Origin of the sequence: Pseudomonas sp. 50_B (assembly GCF_017491625.1) — a bacterium.
GTDB classification, from domain to species: domain Bacteria; phylum Pseudomonadota; class Gammaproteobacteria; order Pseudomonadales; family Pseudomonadaceae; genus Aquipseudomonas; species Aquipseudomonas danubii.
In genome coordinates, this window is the sequence record NZ_JAFGYX010000001.1 from 119,008 (window position 1) to 137,882 (window position 18,875).

An 18,875-nucleotide genomic window follows, 5' to 3' on the forward strand; every position below is an offset into this window, starting at 1 on the left:
GAGCATGATTACAGGCGCATCGGCATGACAACGTAAGCCGAGTCATCGTTGTCGGATTCCTGCACCAGCGCACTGCTGTTGGAATCGGACAGGATCAGGCGCACCTGTTCGGTGGTCATCACGCCCAGCACGTCCAGCAGGTAGCTGACGTTGAAGCCGATTTCCAGCGAGCCGCCGTTGTATTCAACACCCACTTCTTCTTCCGCTTCTTCCTGCTCCGGGTTGTTGGCCTGGATCTTCAACTGACCATTGGCCAACTGCAGACGGATACCACGGTACTTCTCGTTGGACAGGATCGCGGTACGGCTGAAAGCTTCACGCAGGGCCTGACGGTCACCCAGTACCAGCTTGTCACCGCCTTTTGGCAGCACGCGCTCGTAGTCAGGGAACTTGCCGTCTACCAGCTTGGAGGTGAAGGTGAACTCGCCGGTAGTGGCGCGAATGTGGTGCTGACCCAGGACGATGCTGACGTTGCCATCGGGCTCGGTGAGCAGACGGGCCAGCTCCAGGATGCCTTTACGCGGCACGATCACCTGGTGACGATCGGGCTGGCCGATATCCGCCTGCATCGAGCACATGGCCAGACGGTGACCGTCGGTGGCCACGGCGCGGATGATCCCGGCGGACACTTCCAGCAGCATGCCGTTGAGGTAGTAGCGCACGTCCTGCTGGGCCATGGCGAAGCTGGTGCGTTCGATCAGGCGACGCAGGCGGCTCTGCTCCAGCTGACAGGTCAGCGAACCCGGGCCTTCTTCCACGGTAGGAAAATCGTTGGCCGGCAGGGTCGACAGAGTGAAGCGGCTACGACCGGCCTTCACCACCAGTTTCTGCTCGTCGACCTTGATGTCGATCAGCGCGTCGTTGGGCAGGCTCTTGCAGATGTCCATCAGCTTGCGCGCGGGAACGGTGATTTCCCCCGGCTCTGCAGGCTCTTCAAGTTGCACACGACCGACCAGCTCGACTTCCAGGTCGGTACCGGTCAGCGACAGTTGCTGGCCTTCGACAACCAGCAGCACGTTGGAAAGTACCGGCAAGGTCTGACGGCGTTCGACGACGCCGGCGACCAGTTGCAGGGGTTTCAACAGGGCTTCGCGTTGAATGGTGAAATGCATGGTCTAGTCCCTTGCCTTAATAAGCTGCGTTGGAGTCATCAAGTGGTCAGAGTACGCAGCAGGTTCTTGTAGTCCTCGCGGATGTCCGCGTCGGATTCCTTAAGTTCATTGATCTTGCGGCAGGCGTGCAGCACCGTAGTGTGGTCGCGGCCACCGAACACATCGCCGATTTCCGGCAGGCTGTGGTTGGTCAGTTCCTTGGACAGGGCCATGGCCACCTGACGGGGGCGGGCTACCGAACGCGAACGTCGCTTGGACAGCAGATCGGAAATCTTGATCTTGTAGTACTCGGCGACGGTGCGCTGGATGTTATCCACAGACACCAGCTTGTCCTGCAGCGCCAGCAGGTCCTTCAACGATTCGCGAATCAGCTCGATGGTGATGTCGCGCCCCATGAAGTGCGAGTGGGCGATGACCCGCTTGAGTGCGCCTTCCAGTTCACGGACGTTGGAACGAATTCGCTGAGCAATGAAGAACGCCGCATCGTGGGGCAGTTCGACTTTGGCCTGGTCGGCCTTCTTCATCAGGATCGCCACCCGGGTTTCCAGTTCCGGCGGTTCGACCGCTACCGTCAGGCCCCAGCCGAAGCGGGACTTGAGGCGTTCTTCCAGGCCTTCGATTTCCTTCGGATAACGGTCGCTGGTGAGAATCACCTGCTGGCCGCCTTCGAGGAGGGCATTGAAGGTGTGGAAGAACTCTTCCTGGGAACGCTCCTTGCGAGCGAAGAACTGGATATCGTCGATCAGCAATGCGTCGACCGAACGATAGAAGCGCTTGAATTCGTTAATGGCGTTGAGCTGCAACGCCTTGACCATATCCGCAACAAAACGCTCGGAATGCAGGTACACGACCTTGGCATTCGGGTTCTTCTTTAATAAGTGGTTACCCACGGCATGCATCAAGTGGGTCTTACCCAGACCGACGCCGCCATAAAGGAAGAGCGGGTTATAGCCATGCTTGGGGTTGTCCGCCACCTGCCAGGCCGCTGCCCGAGCCAGTTGGTTGGACTTACCCTCGACGAAGTTTTCAAAGGTGAAGGTGCGGTTCAGGTAGCTGGTGTGCTTGAGCGCACCTTCTACCTGGACAGTACGCTGCTCAGCGCGTACCGGTGCCTGCTGCGAGCTGGCGCCCGCCATCGGGTCGAAGCTGTCACGAGAGGGTTCTTCGCTGACCTCGGCACTCTTCTGCGCCGCGGCTTTCTTGGCCGGAGCTGAAGTGGGTGCCGGAGTTGGCGCAGGAGCCGCCGCCGGGGTGGCATTGGCTGCTGCCGCTTGCAGCGCTTGCGAGGCAGCGGCGGCCAGTGGCGCATTAGGTGCAGCGCGAGGCGCCGAACTGCGTTTGCTGCCTATTAATAAGGAAAGAACCGGCGCACTGCCGTTGCCGTGTTCATCCAGCAGCTCGAGCACGCGGCCCAGGTACTTTTCGTTGACCCAATCGAGAACAAAACGATTCGGTGCGTAGACACGCAACTCGTCGCCTTCGGCTTCGACCTGTAGCGGACGGATCCAAGTGTTGAATTGCTGGGCAGGCAGCTCATCACGCAGAAGCTCCACGCACTGCTGCCAAAGTTCCACTGACACGGATATCCCCTAAGTTGAAAGCCGGTGAGGCAAAAACAAGCGGCCATTGTAGCGATCAGCCGTCCACTTATCCACATGTAGCGTGCCCTCAGGACACTAAGAATCAACGCCTTACCCCGAATAAACACGACCAATGGTATGTGCATAAGCTCTGTGGATAACCCCACCTGAGGTCATTGCACAACTCGGGTCAAAACTCTGTGGGTAACTCGCCTGTGGATAACCTCTCGTTCCACACACAGGTTTTCCGATAGCGCAGCACAGGCAGGACACCGTTTCTCAACCGTGTTGTCATCCTCTGTACAGTACGGACTATAAGGGCTTAAGCCAGTTATCCACAGAAGGTGCCGTCCCTAGCCTTTATAAGCTTTACAGAAAAGCTTTAAATACTTTCCTTCTTTATTTTTATATCTAGCCAAGACTGACTCACAACCCAGGACCCGGACATACATAGATAAAGGAAAAGCTGGTTGGAAATTGACCTAGAGGCTTGCTTTCTCTAGAATCGCCGATCTCTTAAAACGGGGGCCATTCCGGCCCGTTGTGGACGAACCAGGTAACACGACATGAAACGTACTTTCCAACCAAGCACTATCAAACGCGCTCGTACCCACGGTTTCCGTGCTCGCATGGCTACCAAGAACGGTCGTGCCGTCCTGTCGCGTCGTCGCGCCAAAGGTCGTGCGCGTCTGGCAGTTTGATAATCCGGCACTGGAGGTGAGTCAGGACTTCAGTCGGGAAAAGCGTCTGCTTACCCCCCGGCACTTCAAGGCGGTCTTTGACTCCCCTACCGGCAAGGTTCCGGGGAAAAATCTCCTGCTCCTTGCGCGCAACAACGACCTGGATCATCCCCGTCTGGGGCTCGTGATCGGGAAAAAGAGCGTAAAGCTCTCCGTTGAGCGCAATCGCCTCAAGCGTCTGATGCGCGAATCGTTTCGTCTCCACCAGGACTCACTGGTCGGATGGGATATCGTTATCGTCGCGCGCAAAGGTTTGGGCGATGTAGAAAACCCCGAATTGATTCAGCATTTCGGCAAACTCTGGAAACGTCTGGCACGCAACAAGCCGGAACCAGCAGTCAAATCCGAAACTGTAGGGGTAGACAGTCCCGATGCGTAAACTGGCACTCGTTCCGATCCAGTTTTACCGCTATGCCATTAGTCCTCTGATGGCCAATCACTGTCGTTTCTACCCCAGTTGTTCCTGCTACGCGTTAGAAGCCATCGAAAATCATGGCCTTCTGCGCGGTGGCTGGCTGACCTTTCGTCGTTTAGGTCGCTGTCATCCGTGGAATCCCGGTGGTTATGACCCGGTTCCACCTATCCCTACCTCCCGTTCTTCTTCGATGGCCGAGTAATCATGGATATCAAACGCACGATCCTGATCGTCGCCCTGGCAATCGTGTCCTATGTCATGGTTCTTAAATGGAACCAGGATTATGGCCAGGCTGCCCTGCCGACTCAGAATGTTGCTTCCAGCACGACCGCTCCGGGCTTGCCGGATACGCCAACTGGCACTTCCGCTGCCAACGACGACATTCCACGCGCCGCAAGCGATACCACTGCACCCGCAGAAGCGCCGGTTGCTGCAAGCAAAGATCTCATTCAGATCAAAACGGATGTGCTCGACCTGGCTGTCGATCCACAAGGTGGGGATATCGCGCAACTGCGTTTGCCACTGTATCCACGTCGTCAGGACCACCCGGAAATTCCTTTCCAGCTGTTCGATAACGGCAACGAACGGACTTATCTGGCACAAAGTGGCCTGATTGGCAGCAGCGGCCCGGACGCCAACCCGGCCGGTCGCCCGATCTACTCGGCAGAGAAGAAAAGTTATCAACTGGCTGACGGTCAGGACCAATTGGTGGTCGACCTGAAGTTCAGCAAGGACGGCGTCAACTACATCAAACGCTTCACCCTGAAGCGTGGCCTGTACGACATCACCGTTTCCTACCTGATCGATAACGAAAGCGCGCAACCTTGGACCGGTGCGATGTTCGCCCAGCTCAAGCGCGACGCCAGTTCCGATCCATCCTCCAGCACCGCCACCGGCACTGCGACTTACCTGGGCGCCGCCCTGTGGACAAGTTCCGAGCCGTACAAGAAAGTGTCCATGAAAGACATGGACAAGGTGAACGAGGACAAAACCAAGGCGCCCATCACTGAAAATGTTCAGGGTGGCTGGGTAGCCTGGCTGCAGCACTACTTCGTGACCGCCTGGATTCCGCCAAAAGGCGAAAACAACCAGGTTCTGGCGCGCAAAGACAGCAAAGGCAACTACATCATTGGCTACACCGGCCCTTCGATGACCGTTGCTCCAGGCGCCAAGGCCGAAACCAGTGCCATCTTGTACGCCGGTCCGAAAAGCCAGGCCGTGCTGAAAGAGTTGTCCCCAGGTCTGGAACTGACTGTCGACTACGGCTTCCTGTGGTTCATTGCCCAGCCGATCTTCTGGCTGCTGCAACATATCCACAGCCTGGTGGGTAACTGGGGCTGGTCGATCATCTTCCTGACCATGCTGATCAAGGGGATCTTCTTCCCACTGTCGGCTGCCAGCTACAAGTCGATGGCGCGCATGCGTGCCGTGGCTCCTAAACTGGCCGCGCTGAAGGAAAAATTCGGCGACGATCGTCAGAAAATGTCCCAGGCGATGATGGAGCTGTACAAGAAAGAGAAGATCAATCCGCTGGGCGGCTGCTTGCCGATCCTGGTGCAGATGCCGGTCTTCCTGTCCTTGTACTGGGTACTCCTGGAAAGCGTGGAAATGCGCCAGGCACCGTTCATGCTGTGGATTACCGACCTGTCGATCAAGGATCCGTTCTTCATCCTGCCGATCATCATGGGCGCCACCATGTTCATCCAGCAGCAGTTGAACCCGACGCCTCCGGATCCGATGCAGGCCAAGGTGATGAAAATGATGCCGATCATCTTCACCTTCTTCTTCCTGTGGTTCCCGGCCGGTCTGGTGCTGTACTGGGTAGTGAACAACTGCCTGTCGATCGCACAACAGTGGTACATCACTCGTAAGATCGAAGCGGCTACCAAGAAAGCGGAAGCCTGACCTACGCTGTGGATAACCACACAAGACGCCCCCTAGTGGGGCGTTTTGCTATCTGTCACTTTTGTCTGGATGTCGGGTTATGAATGTCCCTCGTGAAACCATCGCCGCTGTCGCCACTGCCCAAGGTCGCGGTGGCGTGGGCATCGTACGGATTTCCGGGCCCCTGGCGAGCCTGGCCGCCAAGGCCATCAGCGGCCGCGAATTGAAACCGCGGTTTGCGCATTACGGCCCCTTTCTCAGTGAACAGGGAGAGGTGCTGGATGAAGGCATTGCCCTGTATTTCCCGGGGCCGAACTCCTTTACCGGCGAAGATGTGCTGGAGCTGCAGGGCCATGGTGGCCCCATCGTCCTCGACATGTTGCTGCAGCGCTGCCTGGAGCTGGGCTGCCGGCTGGCCCGACCTGGAGAGTTCAGCGAGCGCGCCTTTCTCAATGACAAGCTCGATCTGGCACAAGCAGAAGCCATTGCCGACCTCATCGAGGCCAGTTCTGCACAGGCCGCGCGCAACGCCTTGCGCTCGCTGCAGGGCGCATTCTCCCAGCGTGTGCATAACTTGACCGAACAGCTGATTGCCCTGCGGATCTATGTCGAAGCGGCGATTGATTTTCCCGAGGAGGAAATCGACTTCCTCGCCGATGGCCATGTGTTGAGCATGCTCGATGCGGTCCGCGACGAGTTATCCACAGTACTGAGGGAGGCCGGGCAGGGCGCCTTGCTGCGTGACGGCATGACGGTGGTGATCGCTGGCCGTCCGAACGCCGGCAAGTCCAGCCTGCTCAATGCCCTGGCCGGGCGTGAGGCGGCCATCGTCACTGATATCGCCGGCACAACTCGGGACATTCTCAAGGAACATATCCACATCGACGGCATGCCGTTGCACGTGGTGGACACCGCCGGCCTCAGGGACACCGAGGATCAAGTGGAAAAAATCGGCGTCGAACGTGCGCTCAAGGCCATCAGTGAAGCCGACCGGGTATTGCTGGTGGTGGACGCCACTGCAGCAGAAGCGGCTGATCCCTTCGCCCTGTGGCCTGAATTTCTTGAGCAGCGTCCGGACCCGGCCAAGGTGACCTTGATCCGCAACAAGGCCGATCTGACTGGAGAGCCCATCGCTCTTGAAACCTGTGAGGATGGCCATGTGACCATCAGCCTCAGTGCCATGTCTGCCGGTGTCGGGCTGGATTTGCTACGTGAGCATCTCAAGGCTTGCATGGGTTATGAACAGACGTCGGAAAGCAGCTTCAGTGCCCGCCGCCGGCACCTCGAAGCGTTGCGCTACGCCAGTGCCGCACTGGAGCATGGCCGTGCCCAGCTGACCTTGGCCGGCGCCGGTGAGCTACTGGCCGAGGATCTGCGGCAGGCCCAGCAGTCCCTGGGAGAAATCACCGGGGCCTTCAGTTCCGATGATCTGTTGGGACGGATCTTTTCCAGCTTCTGCATCGGCAAGTAGAGCCGCACCCAGTGAGCTCCGGCAGAGGTTATCCACACCCCCTGCCGGTAGCGGACGGCGTTTATTCCACCGACAGGTAGATGCGCGTCTGCAACTGTGCGGGTGGGGTGACGCGTGGATCGTTCACATAGTGTTCGAACATCGGAAAATCCCCTGGTGTCAGCCCACTGTCAGGCAGCCACTCGGAGAACATCCAGGCATAGGCTTTATCCATCTCGTTGTAGGGGCCCACGTAATTCAGGATTGCGTAGCGCCCTGGAGGAATGTCGAACCTTTCCAGCTGTTCGCCCAAGTCTGCATCGGGCGCGACCGCGACTCCGGCTAGCGAGCGCAATTGCTCAGTCGGGACCTGCTCGGGGTCGTTGAAGTAGACACCGAATCCGCTGGTGTCCGAATGCATGAGCCCCCGGCTGGCGGCCAGCATGAAAGCGCGGGTGAACACCGGACCGATTTCCTGGTAAGAGCCCTGATGAGGCAGGGCTGCCAGAACAACGCCGGGGAAGGTTTCGATTGTGATGGGGTACATATTTGACACCTCAGGGTCGAAAGGACGGGAACGGGTTGCGCGATAACGCCCAGGCGGCAACCCGAAAACACCAGAGAATGCCCGGTTGAACGCCGCCCCCGACTCGTAGCCGGCACGCAAAGCCACCTCGGCCAGATCCGCGTCAGTGCCTGCCAGCGCTGCGGCTGCCAGGTGCATGCGAATGCGTTGCACCGTGGCGTTCAGCGTTTCTCCCATCATTGCGCGGTAGATGCGATGAAAGTGGTAAGCCGACATACAGGCCAGGTCCGCCAGGTGGTACAGGTCCGGATCGCTGTGTGGATGGCTTGCCAGCCAACGCAGCACCGGCTCCATGCGCTGGCCGTAATGGATTCGGGTTGCAGGTTTCATAAGGCCTCCTTGGTACTCCACTGTAGCGACGGCAGATTTGCAGATTTTGCGATTTTTACCGGCCCCGGGGGACAACGACGTTACCTTTACCCCCTTTCCCGATTCCAGCCGATGAACCTGCGGTCTTGAGTAACAGGTCCATTTCGTAAATGGGCTCAAGTTTCCGCCATTTATCCGCACCATCCGACGCGTTCGGCACTTTTATCCTTCATTCCCCAAGTGGTACCTGATTTGCATCCTGACGGGTGTACAGGTTTGTACACCTGAGGAAATAGTCCGGCTATTGCCCCTGGGTCGGCCGATGGACGCCGACGGGGTCGACAGTCCGGCATTCAAGGAACAGAAATGGCTAGCACGACTGCGTTAAACCGTGGCTTGAGCACCCGGCACATCCGTTTCATTGCGCTGGGTTCAGCCATCGGCACCGGGTTGTTCTACGGTTCGGCGGCCGCCATCAAGCAGGCCGGTCCTTCGGTACTGCTGGCGTACCTGATCGGCGGAGCGGCGATCTACCTGACCATGCGCGCCTTGGGGGAAATGGCTGTCAGAAACCCGGTATCGGGTTCCTTCGGGCATTACGCCAGTTGTTATCTCGGACGCTTTCCGGGGTTTCTCACCGGCTGGAGTTATGCTTTTTCGATGCTCATGGTGTGCTTGGCGGACGTCACCGCCTTTGGTGTCTACATGAGCTTGTGGTTCCCCGATACGCCCCGCTGGATCTGGGTGCTGAGCATCGTGCTGGGGATCGGCGCCTTGAACCTGTGCAATGTGCGGATCTTTGGCGAAATGGAGTTCTGGCTATCACTGCTCAAGGTCGCGGCGATCATCGCAATGATCGGCGGAGGCTTTGCGGTACTGCTCTTCGGTATCCAGCTGGGTGACGGACAGCATTCTGTGGGCCTGAGCAACCTGTGGGCCTATGGTGGTTTTTTCCCCAATGGCCTGGAGGGCATGATCGCCTCGTTCACCATTGTCATGTTCGCCTTTGGCGGGATCGAGGTCATTGGCATCACGGCGGGCGAAGCCAAGGACCCGCAACGCATGATTCCCAAAGCGATCAACTCCGTGCCACTGCGGATTCTGATCTTCTACATCCTGACCCTGCTGGTGTTGCTGATGCTGTTTCCCTGGTCCGGTATCGGCAGCCAGGGCAGTCCCTTCGTGCAGATCTTCAGTGGCCTGGGGATAAATTCAGCGGCAACGGTACTGAACCTGGTGGTGATCTCCGCGGTGTTCTCGGCGATCAACACCGACATTTTCAGTGCCGGCCGCATGATGTACGGCATGGCGGCGATCGGTCAGGCCCCTGCGGCGTTTGCCAGCACCTCGCGCTTCGGAGTCCCCTGGATGACGGTGCTGGTGATGTCCGTGGCTCTGCTGTTCGGTGTTTTGCTCAACTACCTGGTACCCGAGGAATTGTTCCTGGTGTTTGCTTCGCTGGTGACCTTCTCGGTGGTCTGGGTATGGCTGATGATCCTGCTCTCGCAGATGGCCATGCGCCGTAGCATGAGCCCGGAGGAAATCGCTGCCCTGGGCTTTCCCGTACCTTTCGGCGCCGCTGGCCAGGTCTGCGCGGTGCTCTTCATGCTGTTCATCTTTGTGGTGCTCGGCGCCTTTGCGCAAACCCGCCTGGCGCTTTATGTCGGTGTCGGCTGGCTGGCCTTGCTGTCACTGGCCTACTGGATATGGATCAGGCCGAACACCGCCCTCACTGATGTGCCCCTCCCGGACTGAGGATCTCGGCCGTTGTGCCGCCCTCCATTGGACGAAAAGGAAAACACCATGCAAGCGTTCCACCTGCCCCCTTCAACCATCGAGGCGTTTCAGCGCGATGGTGCCGTGTGTATTCGCCAGCTGTTCAGTGCCGACGAAGTGGCGCTGCTGGAGCGGGGGATCGAACACAACCTGGCCAGCCCCAGCGAGCGGGCCAAGGTCGCTAGCCAGGCGGATGATCCTGGCTGGTTCTTCGAGGACTTCTGCAACTGGCAGGACAACCCCGACTACAGGCGCTTCATCTTCAACAGCCGGGTAGGCCATGTCGCCAGCCAGCTGATGCAAAGCGACAACGTGCGGCTCTATCACGATCACCTGCTGGTCAAGGAGCCCAACACTCGGCAAGCCACGCCCTGGCATCAGGATCAGCCGTACTACAACGTCGAGGGCCAACAAAACTGCAGCATGTGGATGCCCGTGGACCCGGTGGCGCGGGCATCCACACTGGAGTTTGTCGCCGGTTCCCATCGTGGTCCCTGGCTGATGCCGCGAACCTTCCTGGACAATCAGGCCAAATGGTTTCCCGAAGGCAGTCTGGCGGACCTGCCGGACATCGAAGCCGATCGCTCGGCCTTCACTATCCTTGGCTGGGCCCTGGAACCCGGGGACGCGGTGTTCTTCCACATGCTCACCCTGCATGCCTCTGGCGGTGTGGGGGGAGATCGCCGGCGTCGGGCATTTTCGCTGCGTTTTCTGGGAGATGACATGCGTCATGCCCCCCGACCCTGGCGCACCTCGCCCGAGTTTCCAGGGCTGGCCACGGCTCTGCCTGCCGGGGCGCCGATGGAACATGAGCTTTTCCCTTACTTGTGGACATGCCAGGGCAAATGAAGCCTGTGCAGAAACCAGCGGATCAGCGGCTTGAGGCCGTCGGAAGAATCGGAATCAGCTGATATTCATTCGTTCAAGCCCCGGCCAGCATCCGCGGTCGCTGCTATCAAATGGATGGAAAGGTGTTTATGCGCTTTTGTAGCTATCTCGCGGTACTGGGTCTGGCCCTTGTCTGCCAAGGCAGTTGGGCTCAACTTCCCTCGGATCAGGCGCCTGTGGCGGAGGGTGTCGCCGCCTTCGAGCCGTCCGCCGTTTCGGCCCAGAACTCCCCAGAGGTTGAAGCTCAAAGCTTGAACGACGGGATCTCGACGAACCCATCTCTGGCGGGCAATGACATGGCCAGCGCCTCGATACTCGATAGCGCCAAGGCTGGTTTGAAGAAATACTGGCTGGTCCTGGTCATTGTCACGCTGGCGTTGAGTTGGTGGATACAAGGTCGCCTGGTCAAGCGCCCCGAGTAACCGCTGCAATCATCACCTGGTGTTATCCACAGACAGGCTCGCGCAGCCTGTCTGTTTCTCCCTCTCCCTGATCGATCCGTTGTAGCCGTTGAGGCCACAACAAGGTCGACCTGTGCCTGAGTTTCCCTGGACGCGGATGTTTTCTGTGGATTAAGCCCTGTGAATAACTGCCCTTCAGCTCGGTTGATAACCAGGCTTCAAAACTGAGGAAAACCACGCCTGTGGATAACCACCCCATTCATCCACAGGTTTAAACCGCTTATCCAAGGGCCTCCTGGCCACCTAATCACAGAGTTTAAAACCTCTGTACATATTGAATATAAAGGTCTGTAGCAATCTATCCACAGAAAGGCGTGTGTATAAGAATAAACATAAAAACAAGGATTTAATAAATTTCTCTCTTTTAATTTCTATTGACCGTGATTCATCCACAGCTGGTTAAATTTTGTGCAAAGGGTTCTTTAGGAAGGGCTAAGTCCCTATACTTGCCGCCTTGGTCCAAAAACCAACCCGACAACTACTCCTAATTACTCCTACTTGAAGCAGGCACGAGGTGCGTGGTGGATTTCCCTTCCCGTTTTGAAGTGATCGTCATCGGCGGCGGTCATGCCGGTACCGAGGCAGCACTTGCATCAGCACGCATGGGGGCCAAAACCCTGTTGCTGACGCATAACGTGGAAACCCTCGGAGCAATGAGCTGCAACCCCGCAATTGGTGGGATCGGCAAGAGCCATCTGGTCAAGGAAATCGATGCCCTAGGTGGCGCGATGGCCATGGCGACCGATAAGGGCGGTATTCAGTTTCGTGTGTTGAACAGCCGCAAAGGCCCAGCCGTGCGCGCTACCCGCGCCCAGGCCGACCGTGTTCTGTACAAGGCGGCGGTGCGCGAGATCCTCGAGAACCAGCCGAACCTGTGGATATTTCAACAAGCCGCAGATGACCTGATCGTTGAACAGGATCAGGTACGCGGTGTTGTGACCCAGATGGGTCTGCGTTTCTTCGCGGAATCCGTGGTGCTTACCACCGGAACCTTCCTCGGTGGACTTATCCACATCGGAATGCAGAACTACTCCGGCGGTCGCGCAGGTGATCCACCTTCGATCGCCCTTGCACAACGTCTGCGGGAGTTGCCACTGCGGGTCGGCCGCCTGAAAACCGGTACTCCGCCACGCATCGATGGCCGTTCTGTGGATTTCTCGGTCATGACCGAACAGCCTGGGGATACACCGATTCCGGTGATGTCGTTCCTGGGCTCGAAAGAACAGCATCCACAACAGGTCAGTTGCTGGATTACTCACACCAACGCCCGCACCCACGAGATCATCGCCTCGAACCTCGATCGTTCGCCGATGTATTCCGGGGTGATCGAAGGCATTGGCCCGCGTTACTGCCCGTCGATCGAAGACAAGATCCATCGCTTTGCCGACAAGGAAAGCCATCAGGTGTTTATCGAACCTGAAGGCCTGACCACTCATGAGCTGTACCCGAACGGGATATCCACATCCCTGCCGTTCGACGTGCAGTTGCAGATCGTGCAATCGATCCGCGGCATGGAAAACGCACACATCGTGCGCCCGGGTTATGCCATCGAGTACGACTACTTCGATCCGCGGGATTTGAAATACAGCCTGGAAACCAAGGTCATTGGCGGCCTGTTCTTCGCCGGTCAGATCAACGGCACCACCGGGTACGAAGAAGCCGGCGCCCAGGGTTTGCTGGCCGGGGCCAACGCCGCACTGCGTGCCCAGGGCAAAGACAGCTGGTGCCCGCGCCGCGATGAAGCCTATATCGGTGTGCTGGTGGATGACCTGATTACCCTGGGTACCCAGGAACCGTACCGGATGTTCACTTCCCGGGCCGAATACCGCCTGATTCTGCGCGAAGACAATGCCGACCTGCGCCTGACCGAAAAGGGCCGGGAACTGGGTCTGGTGGATGACGTGCGCTGGGCCGCTTTCTGCAAGAAACGCGAAGGCATTGCCCAGGAAGAGCAACGCCTGAAGTCCACTTGGGTCCGTCCGGGCACCGAGCAGGGCGATGCCATTGCTCAGAAATTCGGTACGCCGCTGACCCACGAGTACAACCTGCTGAACCTGCTGAGCCGTCCGGAAATCGACTACGCTGGTCTGGTCGAAGTGACCGGATACGGCGCAGAAGATCCACAGGTCGCGGAACAGGTCGAGATCAAGACCAAGTACGCCGGCTACATCGATCGCCAGCAGGACGAAATTGCCCGTCTGCGCGCCAGTGAAGACACCAAGCTGCCTGTGGATATCGATTACACCGGCATTTCTGGCCTGTCGAAGGAGATCCAGAGCAAGCTCGGCGCAACCCGTCCGGAAACCCTGGGCCAGGCGTCGCGTATTCCCGGCGTGACCCCGGCGGCGATTTCCCTGTTGATGATTCATTTGAAAAAACGCGGCGCGGGCCGTCAGTTGGAGCAAAGCGCTTGAGTTCTATGGTCACCCCACAACACGCGGATGAGTTATCCACAGGCGCTCGCCAGCTCGGTGTCAATCTGAGCGCAGCCCAGCACGAATTGCTGCTGGGTTACCTGGCCCTGTTGATCAAGTGGAACAAGGCTTACAACCTGACGGCGGTGCGCGACCCGGATGAAATGGTCTCCCGCCATCTGCTCGATAGCTTGAGCGTAATGTCGTTCATCGAAAACGGCCGCTGGCTGGATGTTGGCAGCGGCGGCGGGATGCCCGGTATCCCTCTGGCAATCCTGTTTCCCGAGTCGCAAGTCACCTGCCTGGACAGCAACGGCAAGAAAACCCGCTTCCTGACACAGGTCAAACTCGAACTCAAGCTGGATAACCTGCAAGTTATCCACAGCCGGGTCGAGGCCTTCACGCCTGAACAGCCTTTCAACGGGATCATTTCCCGGGCGTTCAGCAGCATGGAGAACTTCACCAACTGGACCCGCCACCTGGGCGACCGCGATACACGCTGGCTGGCAATGAAGGGCGTCCATCCCTCGGATGAGCTGTTAGCATTGCCGGCAGACTTCCACCTCGATAGCGAACACGCCTTGGCCGTACCCGGTTGCCAAGGCCAACGCCATCTGCTGATACTGCGCCGCACGGCATGATTGGGAACACAAGCAAGAATGGCTAAGGTATTCGCGATAGCGAACCAGAAAGGTGGCGTGGGCAAGACCACCACCTGCATCAACCTCGCAGCATCCCTGGTAGCGACCAAGCGCCGGGTGCTGTTGATCGATCTCGATCCACAGGGCAACGCCACCATGGGTAGCGGTGTGGATAAACACGGTTTGGAAAACTCGGTCTATGACCTGCTGATTGGTGAATGCGACCTGGCCCAGGCCATGCACTTCTCCGAACATGGTGGTTATCAATTGCTGCCGGCCAACCGCGACCTGACGGCCGCGGAAGTGGTGCTGCTGGAAATGCAGATGAAGGAAAGCCGTCTGCGCAGCGCCCTGGCGCCGATTCGTGAAAACTACGACTACATCCTGATCGACTGCCCGCCGTCGCTGTCGATGCTCACCCTCAACGCCCTGGTGGCCGCCGATGGGGTGATTATCCCCATGCAGTGCGAGTACTACGCGCTGGAAGGCCTGAGCGACCTTGTGGATAACATCAAGCGTATCGCTGAACTGCTCAACCCCGAGCTGAAGATCGAAGGCTTGCTGCGTACCATGTTCGACCCGCGCCTGAGCCTGATGAACGATGTTTCCGCGCAGCTCAAGGAACACTTCGGCGATCAGCTGTACGACACCGTGATTCCGCGCAACATCCGTTTGGCCGAGGCGCCGAGCTACGGCATGCCGGCATTGGCGTACGACAAACAATCCCGTGGCGCGCTGGCCTACCTGGCCCTGGCGGGCGAGATGGTTCGCCGGCAACGTAAACAATCGCGCGTCGCAGCCGCCCAGCCAACTTAAGGAATCCCCATGGCCGTCAAGAAACGAGGTCTCGGACGTGGACTGGATGCACTGTTGAGTGGTCCGACTGTCAGCGCACTGGAAGAACAAGCGGTGCAGGCCGACCAGCGTGAGTTGCAACACCTGCCTCTGGACCTGATCCAGCGTGGCAAGTACCAGCCACGCCGGGACATGGACCCGCAGGCACTGGAGGAACTGGCCAACTCGATCAAGAGCCAGGGTGTGATGCAGCCGATCGTGGTCCGTCCCATTGGTGGTGGTCGTTTCGAGATCATCGCCGGTGAACGCCGCTGGCGCGCCAGCCAGCAGGCCGGCCAGGAAACCATCCCGGCGATGGTCCGCGATGTACCGGATGAAACCGCTATCGCCATGGCGCTGATCGAGAATATCCAGCGCGAAGACCTCAATCCCATCGAGGAAGCGGTGGCCCTGCAGCGCCTGCAGCAGGAATTTCAGCTGACTCAGCAACAGGTCGCCGAAGCGGTGGGCAAGTCCCGCGTCAGTGTGGCCAACCTGCTGCGCCTGATTGCCTTGCCTGAGGTAATCAAGACCATGCTGTCCCACGGCGACCTGGAAATGGGTCATGCCCGTGCCTTGCTCGGATTGCCGGAAAATCAACAGGTTGAAGGGGCGCGACACGTTGTCGCACGAGGTCTCACTGTACGTCAGACCGAGGCGCTGGTTCGCCAGTGGCTGAGCGGCAAACAGGAGCCTGCTGAACCGGTCAAGCCAGACCCGGATATCGCCCGTCTCGAGCAGCGCCTGGCCGAGCGCCTAGGCTCTGCGGTGCAGATTCGTCATGGGAAGAAGGGCAAGGGACAGCTGGTGATCGGCTATAACTCCCTGGATGAGCTGCAAGGCGTCCTCGCTCACATTCGCTGAAACATTTCCTCATGTAGCGCGCAGTCGGAAATCACTACCCGGCAGTTGAATAGGGGCTGAACCGCCCCTATACTCTGCGCGCATTTTGTCGGCACAAATTATGCCAAGTTATTGAATTCTGGCGGCCGACCCTTGAGGAGCAAGAGCGATGGAAACCCGCACGCCAAACCGCTTGCCGTTTCATCGCTTGGCGGTTTTTCCGGTTTTATTGGCTCAGTTGGTCATTCTGCTGATAGCCGCTCTGGCGCTTTGGCAATGGCGTGGAGTCGTTGCCGGGTACTCAGGCCTTTGCGGAGGACTGATAGCCTTGCTACCCAATGTGTATTTCGCTCACAGGGCATTTCGGTTTTCCGGCGCTCGAGCGGCCCAAGCCATAGTCCGGTCTTTTTATGCCGGTGAGGCGGGCAAACTGATTTTGACGGCGGTGCTGTTTGCACTGACGTTCGCAGGTGTGAAGCCATTGGCGCCGCTGGCTGTATTCGGCGTCTTCGTGCTGACCCAGCTGGTCAGCTGGTTCGCTCCCCTGCTAATGAGAACAAGACTTTCGAGACCTTAGGGCGTTTGAGGCAACCATGTCAGCAGAAACAACCGCTTCGGGCTATATCCAGCACCACTTGCAGAACCTGACCTTCGGTCAGCTACCCAATGGGAGCTGGGGCTTTGCCCACTCCGCAGCAGAAGCCAAGGAAATGGGCTTCTGGGCATTCCACGTCGATACCCTCGGCTGGTCTGTCGCACTGGGTGTGATCTTCATTCTTCTGTTCCGCATGGCGGCTAAGAAGGCGACTTCCGGCGTGCCGGGCGCTTTGCAGAACTTCGTTGAAGTCATGGTTGGCTTCGTCGATGGCAGCGTGAAGGACAGCTTCCACGGTCGCAGCCCGGTGATCGCACCGCTGGCGTTGACCATTTTCGTCTGGGTGTTCCTGATGAACGCCATCGACCTGGTACCGGTGGACTGGATTCCACAACTGGCCATGTTGATCTCGGGCGATCCGCACATTCCATTCCGTGCCGTATCCACCACTGACCCGAACGCCACCCTGGGCATGGCCCTGTCGGTATTCGCGCTGATCATTTTCTACAGCATCAAGATCAAGGGCATCGGCGGCTTCATCGGCGAGTTGACCCTGCATCCGTTCGGCAGCAAGAACATCTTCGTTCAAGCGCTGCTGATTCCGGTGAACTTCCTGCTGGAATTCGTGACTCTGATTGCCAAGCCGATCTCTCTGGCACTGCGTCTGTTCGGCAACATGTATGCCGGCGAACTGGTGTTCATCCTGATCGCTGTGATGTTCGGCAGTGGTCTGCTGTGGCTCAGCGGCATGGGTGTGGTTCTGCAATGGGCGTGGGCTGTGTTCCACATCCTGATCATTACCCTGCAGGCCTTTATCTTCATGATGCTGACCATCGTCTACCTGTCGATGGCGCACGAAGAGAACCATTAAGACCAGTCTCGACTAGTCTGATGTCCCTCTCGTTGCGGCGAGAGGGGGCCCGTCTCGGGCTCGATGAAACGATTTGTTTTACCGCTTTAATCTAAAAAACCTAAACCATACGACGTAAAAGTCGGGAGGAAAGATGGAAACTGTAGTTGGTCTAACCGCTATCGCTGTTGCACTGTTGATCGGCCTGGGCGCACTGGGTACCGCAATTGGTTTCGGCCTGCTGGGCGGCAAGTTCCTGGAAGGCGCTGCGCGTCAACCAGAAATGGTTCCAATGCTGCAAGTTAAAATGTTCATCGTTGCCGGTCTGCTCGACGCCGTAACCATGATCGGTGTTGGTATCGCTCTGTTCTTCACCTTCGCAAACCCCTTCGTTGGTCAACTCGCTGGCTAATCACTCGAGTATTCGAGTTGATTGGTGTGACGGACAACGAACGAGCGAGGTGTTGGCGTGAACATTAATGCAACCCTGATTGGCCAGTCCGTTGCGTTCTTAATTTTTGTATTGTTCTGCATGAAGTTCATTTGGCCTCCGGTCATTGCTGCTTTGCACGAACGTCAAAAGAAGATCGCGGATGGACTGGACGCTGCCAGCCGAGCAGCTCGTGACCTGGAACTGGCCCAAGATAAAGCGGGTCAGCAACTGCGCGAAGCTAAAGCTCAGGCAGCTGAAATCATTGAGCAAGCCAAGAAGCGCGGTTCTCAGATCGTCGACGAAGCCCGTGAACAGGCTCGTGTCGAAGCTGAACGTGTGAAGGCTCAGGCTCAGGCCGAGATCGAACAGGAACTGAACGGTGTCAAAGACGCGCTGCGTGCCCAACTGGGTAGCCTGGCCGTCAATGGCGCAGAGAAGATCCTGGGTGCCACAATCGATCAAAACGCGCACGCAGAGCTGGTTAACAAACTGGCTGCTGAAATTTAAGCGAGGGCGATCATGGCAGAACTGACCACGTTGGCCCGACCTTACGCTAAGGCGGCCTTCGAGCACGCTCAGGCCCACCAGCAGCTGGCCTCTTGGTCAGCCATGCTCGGCCTGGCTGCAGCGGTGTCACAAGATGACACCATGCAGCGCGTGCTTAAGGCCCCGCGACTGACGAGCGCAGAAAAGGCCAACACTTTTATCGAAGTGTGTGGCGACAAGTTTGATGCACAGGCACAGAATTTCATTCACGTTGCCGCCGAGAACGACCGTCTCCTGCTGTTGCCGGAGATCGCCGCTCTGTTCGACCTGTACAAGGCCGAGCAAGAGAAATCGGTGGATGTGGATGTAACCAGTGCGTTCGCATTGAACCAAGAACAGCAAGACAAACTCGCCAAGGTTCTCAGTGCACGGCTCGGCCGGGAAGTGCGACTGCACGCTGCGGAGGATGCCAGCCTTATTGGTGGCGTCGTAATCCGCGCCGGCGACCTGGTTATCGATGGCTCGATTCGCGGCAAACTCGCGAACCTTGCCGAAGCATTGAAATCTTGAGTTTGAAG

20 protein-coding genes are annotated in these 18,875 nt (G+C 58.1%); 17 read left to right on the plus strand and 3 right to left on the minus strand.

What is annotated here, in order from left to right; all coding sequences use genetic code 11:
- Positions 1-8 precede the first annotated feature (8 nt).
- Positions 9-1,112 carry a DNA polymerase III subunit beta gene (gene dnaN, locus J5M73_RS00590; protein WP_011058392.1) on the minus strand — a complete coding sequence of 368 codons (1,104 nt, stop codon included), beginning with the start codon at positions 1,110-1,112 and terminating at the stop codon, positions 9-11.
- Between the two features lie 38 nt (positions 1,113-1,150).
- Complete coding sequence (gene dnaA / locus J5M73_RS00595; protein ID WP_060842037.1) at positions 1,151-2,692, minus strand: chromosomal replication initiator protein DnaA; 1,542 nt, start codon at positions 2,690-2,692, stop codon at positions 1,151-1,153.
- A 566-nt stretch (positions 2,693-3,258) separates the two neighbouring features.
- Between dnaA and rpmH the strand changes: the two genes are divergently transcribed.
- The 5 genes from rpmH to mnmE all read left to right on the plus strand — a co-directional run bounded on the left by rpmH (position 3,259) and on the right by mnmE (position 7,202).
- A complete protein-coding gene (gene rpmH, locus J5M73_RS00600) occupies positions 3,259-3,393 on the plus strand; it encodes a 50S ribosomal protein L34 (protein WP_003213577.1) in 135 nt (44 codons plus the stop codon).
- Positions 3,394-3,409: 16 nt separating this feature from the next.
- Positions 3,410-3,811 (plus strand): ribonuclease P protein component, encoded by a 402-nt coding sequence (rnpA, locus tag J5M73_RS00605; RefSeq protein ID WP_197662869.1) that lies wholly within the window; start codon positions 3,410-3,412, stop codon positions 3,809-3,811.
- On the plus strand, positions 3,804-4,049 hold the full coding sequence (gene yidD, locus J5M73_RS00610; RefSeq protein WP_003213574.1) for a membrane protein insertion efficiency factor YidD: 246 nt from the start codon (positions 3,804-3,806) through the stop codon (positions 4,047-4,049). Before rnpA ends, yidD begins: the two co-directional genes overlap by 8 nt.
- A gap of 2 nt (positions 4,050-4,051) precedes the next feature.
- Positions 4,052-5,752 carry a membrane protein insertase YidC gene (yidC, locus tag J5M73_RS00615; RefSeq protein ID WP_110652498.1) on the plus strand — a complete coding sequence of 567 codons (1,701 nt, stop codon included), beginning with the start codon at positions 4,052-4,054 and terminating at the stop codon, positions 5,750-5,752.
- A gap of 79 nt (positions 5,753-5,831) precedes the next feature.
- Positions 5,832-7,202: a tRNA uridine-5-carboxymethylaminomethyl(34) synthesis GTPase MnmE gene (mnmE, locus tag J5M73_RS00620; protein WP_115581267.1), complete on the plus strand. Its 1,371-nt coding sequence runs from the start codon at positions 5,832-5,834 to the stop codon at positions 7,200-7,202.
- A 61-nt stretch (positions 7,203-7,263) separates the two neighbouring features.
- Here the strand turns inward: mnmE and J5M73_RS00625 are convergent, their stop codons facing one another.
- Positions 7,264-8,097, minus strand: a complete 834-nt coding sequence (locus J5M73_RS00625; RefSeq protein ID WP_102862420.1) for an AraC family transcriptional regulator — start codon at positions 8,095-8,097, stop codon at positions 7,264-7,266.
- A gap of 345 nt (positions 8,098-8,442) precedes the next feature.
- Between J5M73_RS00625 and J5M73_RS00630 the strand changes: the two genes are divergently transcribed.
- The 12 genes from J5M73_RS00630 to J5M73_RS00685 all read left to right on the plus strand — a co-directional run bounded on the left by J5M73_RS00630 (position 8,443) and on the right by J5M73_RS00685 (position 18,867).
- Entirely contained in the window at positions 8,443-9,831 is a 1,389-nt protein-coding gene (locus tag J5M73_RS00630; RefSeq protein WP_207814923.1) for an amino acid permease, read from the plus strand.
- 48 nt (positions 9,832-9,879) lie between these two features.
- Positions 9,880-10,701, plus strand: coding sequence for a phytanoyl-CoA dioxygenase family protein (locus tag J5M73_RS00635; protein WP_102862418.1), 822 nt, complete (start codon positions 9,880-9,882; stop codon positions 10,699-10,701).
- 128 nt (positions 10,702-10,829) lie between these two features.
- Positions 10,830-11,162 (plus strand): hypothetical protein, encoded by a 333-nt coding sequence (locus tag J5M73_RS00640; RefSeq protein ID WP_102862417.1) that lies wholly within the window; start codon positions 10,830-10,832, stop codon positions 11,160-11,162.
- A gap of 560 nt (positions 11,163-11,722) precedes the next feature.
- Positions 11,723-13,615 (plus strand): tRNA uridine-5-carboxymethylaminomethyl(34) synthesis enzyme MnmG, encoded by a 1,893-nt coding sequence (mnmG, locus tag J5M73_RS00645; RefSeq protein WP_110594158.1) that lies wholly within the window; start codon positions 11,723-11,725, stop codon positions 13,613-13,615.
- A 5-nt stretch (positions 13,616-13,620) separates the two neighbouring features.
- On the plus strand, positions 13,621-14,256 hold the full coding sequence (gene rsmG, locus J5M73_RS00650) for a 16S rRNA (guanine(527)-N(7))-methyltransferase RsmG (protein ID WP_170001428.1): 636 nt from the start codon (positions 13,621-13,623) through the stop codon (positions 14,254-14,256).
- Between the two features lie 18 nt (positions 14,257-14,274).
- On the plus strand, positions 14,275-15,072 hold the full coding sequence (locus J5M73_RS00655; protein WP_011064388.1) for a ParA family protein: 798 nt from the start codon (positions 14,275-14,277) through the stop codon (positions 15,070-15,072).
- Positions 15,073-15,081: 9 nt separating this feature from the next.
- Complete coding sequence (locus J5M73_RS00660; RefSeq protein ID WP_011064387.1) at positions 15,082-15,954, plus strand: ParB/RepB/Spo0J family partition protein; 873 nt, start codon at positions 15,082-15,084, stop codon at positions 15,952-15,954.
- 148 nt (positions 15,955-16,102) lie between these two features.
- The gene (locus J5M73_RS00665; RefSeq protein WP_016964883.1) at positions 16,103-16,510 is read left to right on the plus strand and encodes a F0F1 ATP synthase subunit I; all 408 of its coding nucleotides are present in this window, start codon (positions 16,103-16,105) and stop codon (positions 16,508-16,510) included.
- 16 nt (positions 16,511-16,526) lie between these two features.
- Positions 16,527-17,399, plus strand: a complete 873-nt coding sequence (gene atpB / locus J5M73_RS00670) for a F0F1 ATP synthase subunit A (RefSeq protein ID WP_102862414.1) — start codon at positions 16,527-16,529, stop codon at positions 17,397-17,399.
- A 133-nt stretch (positions 17,400-17,532) separates the two neighbouring features.
- Positions 17,533-17,790, plus strand: coding sequence for a F0F1 ATP synthase subunit C (gene atpE / locus J5M73_RS00675; RefSeq protein ID WP_002555987.1), 258 nt, complete (start codon positions 17,533-17,535; stop codon positions 17,788-17,790).
- A 57-nt stretch (positions 17,791-17,847) separates the two neighbouring features.
- Entirely contained in the window at positions 17,848-18,318 is a 471-nt protein-coding gene (locus J5M73_RS00680; protein WP_011064385.1) for a F0F1 ATP synthase subunit B, read from the plus strand.
- A 12-nt stretch (positions 18,319-18,330) separates the two neighbouring features.
- The gene (locus J5M73_RS00685) at positions 18,331-18,867 is read left to right on the plus strand and encodes a F0F1 ATP synthase subunit delta (RefSeq protein WP_102862413.1); all 537 of its coding nucleotides are present in this window, start codon (positions 18,331-18,333) and stop codon (positions 18,865-18,867) included.
- The last annotated feature ends 8 nt before the right edge of the window (positions 18,868-18,875 follow it).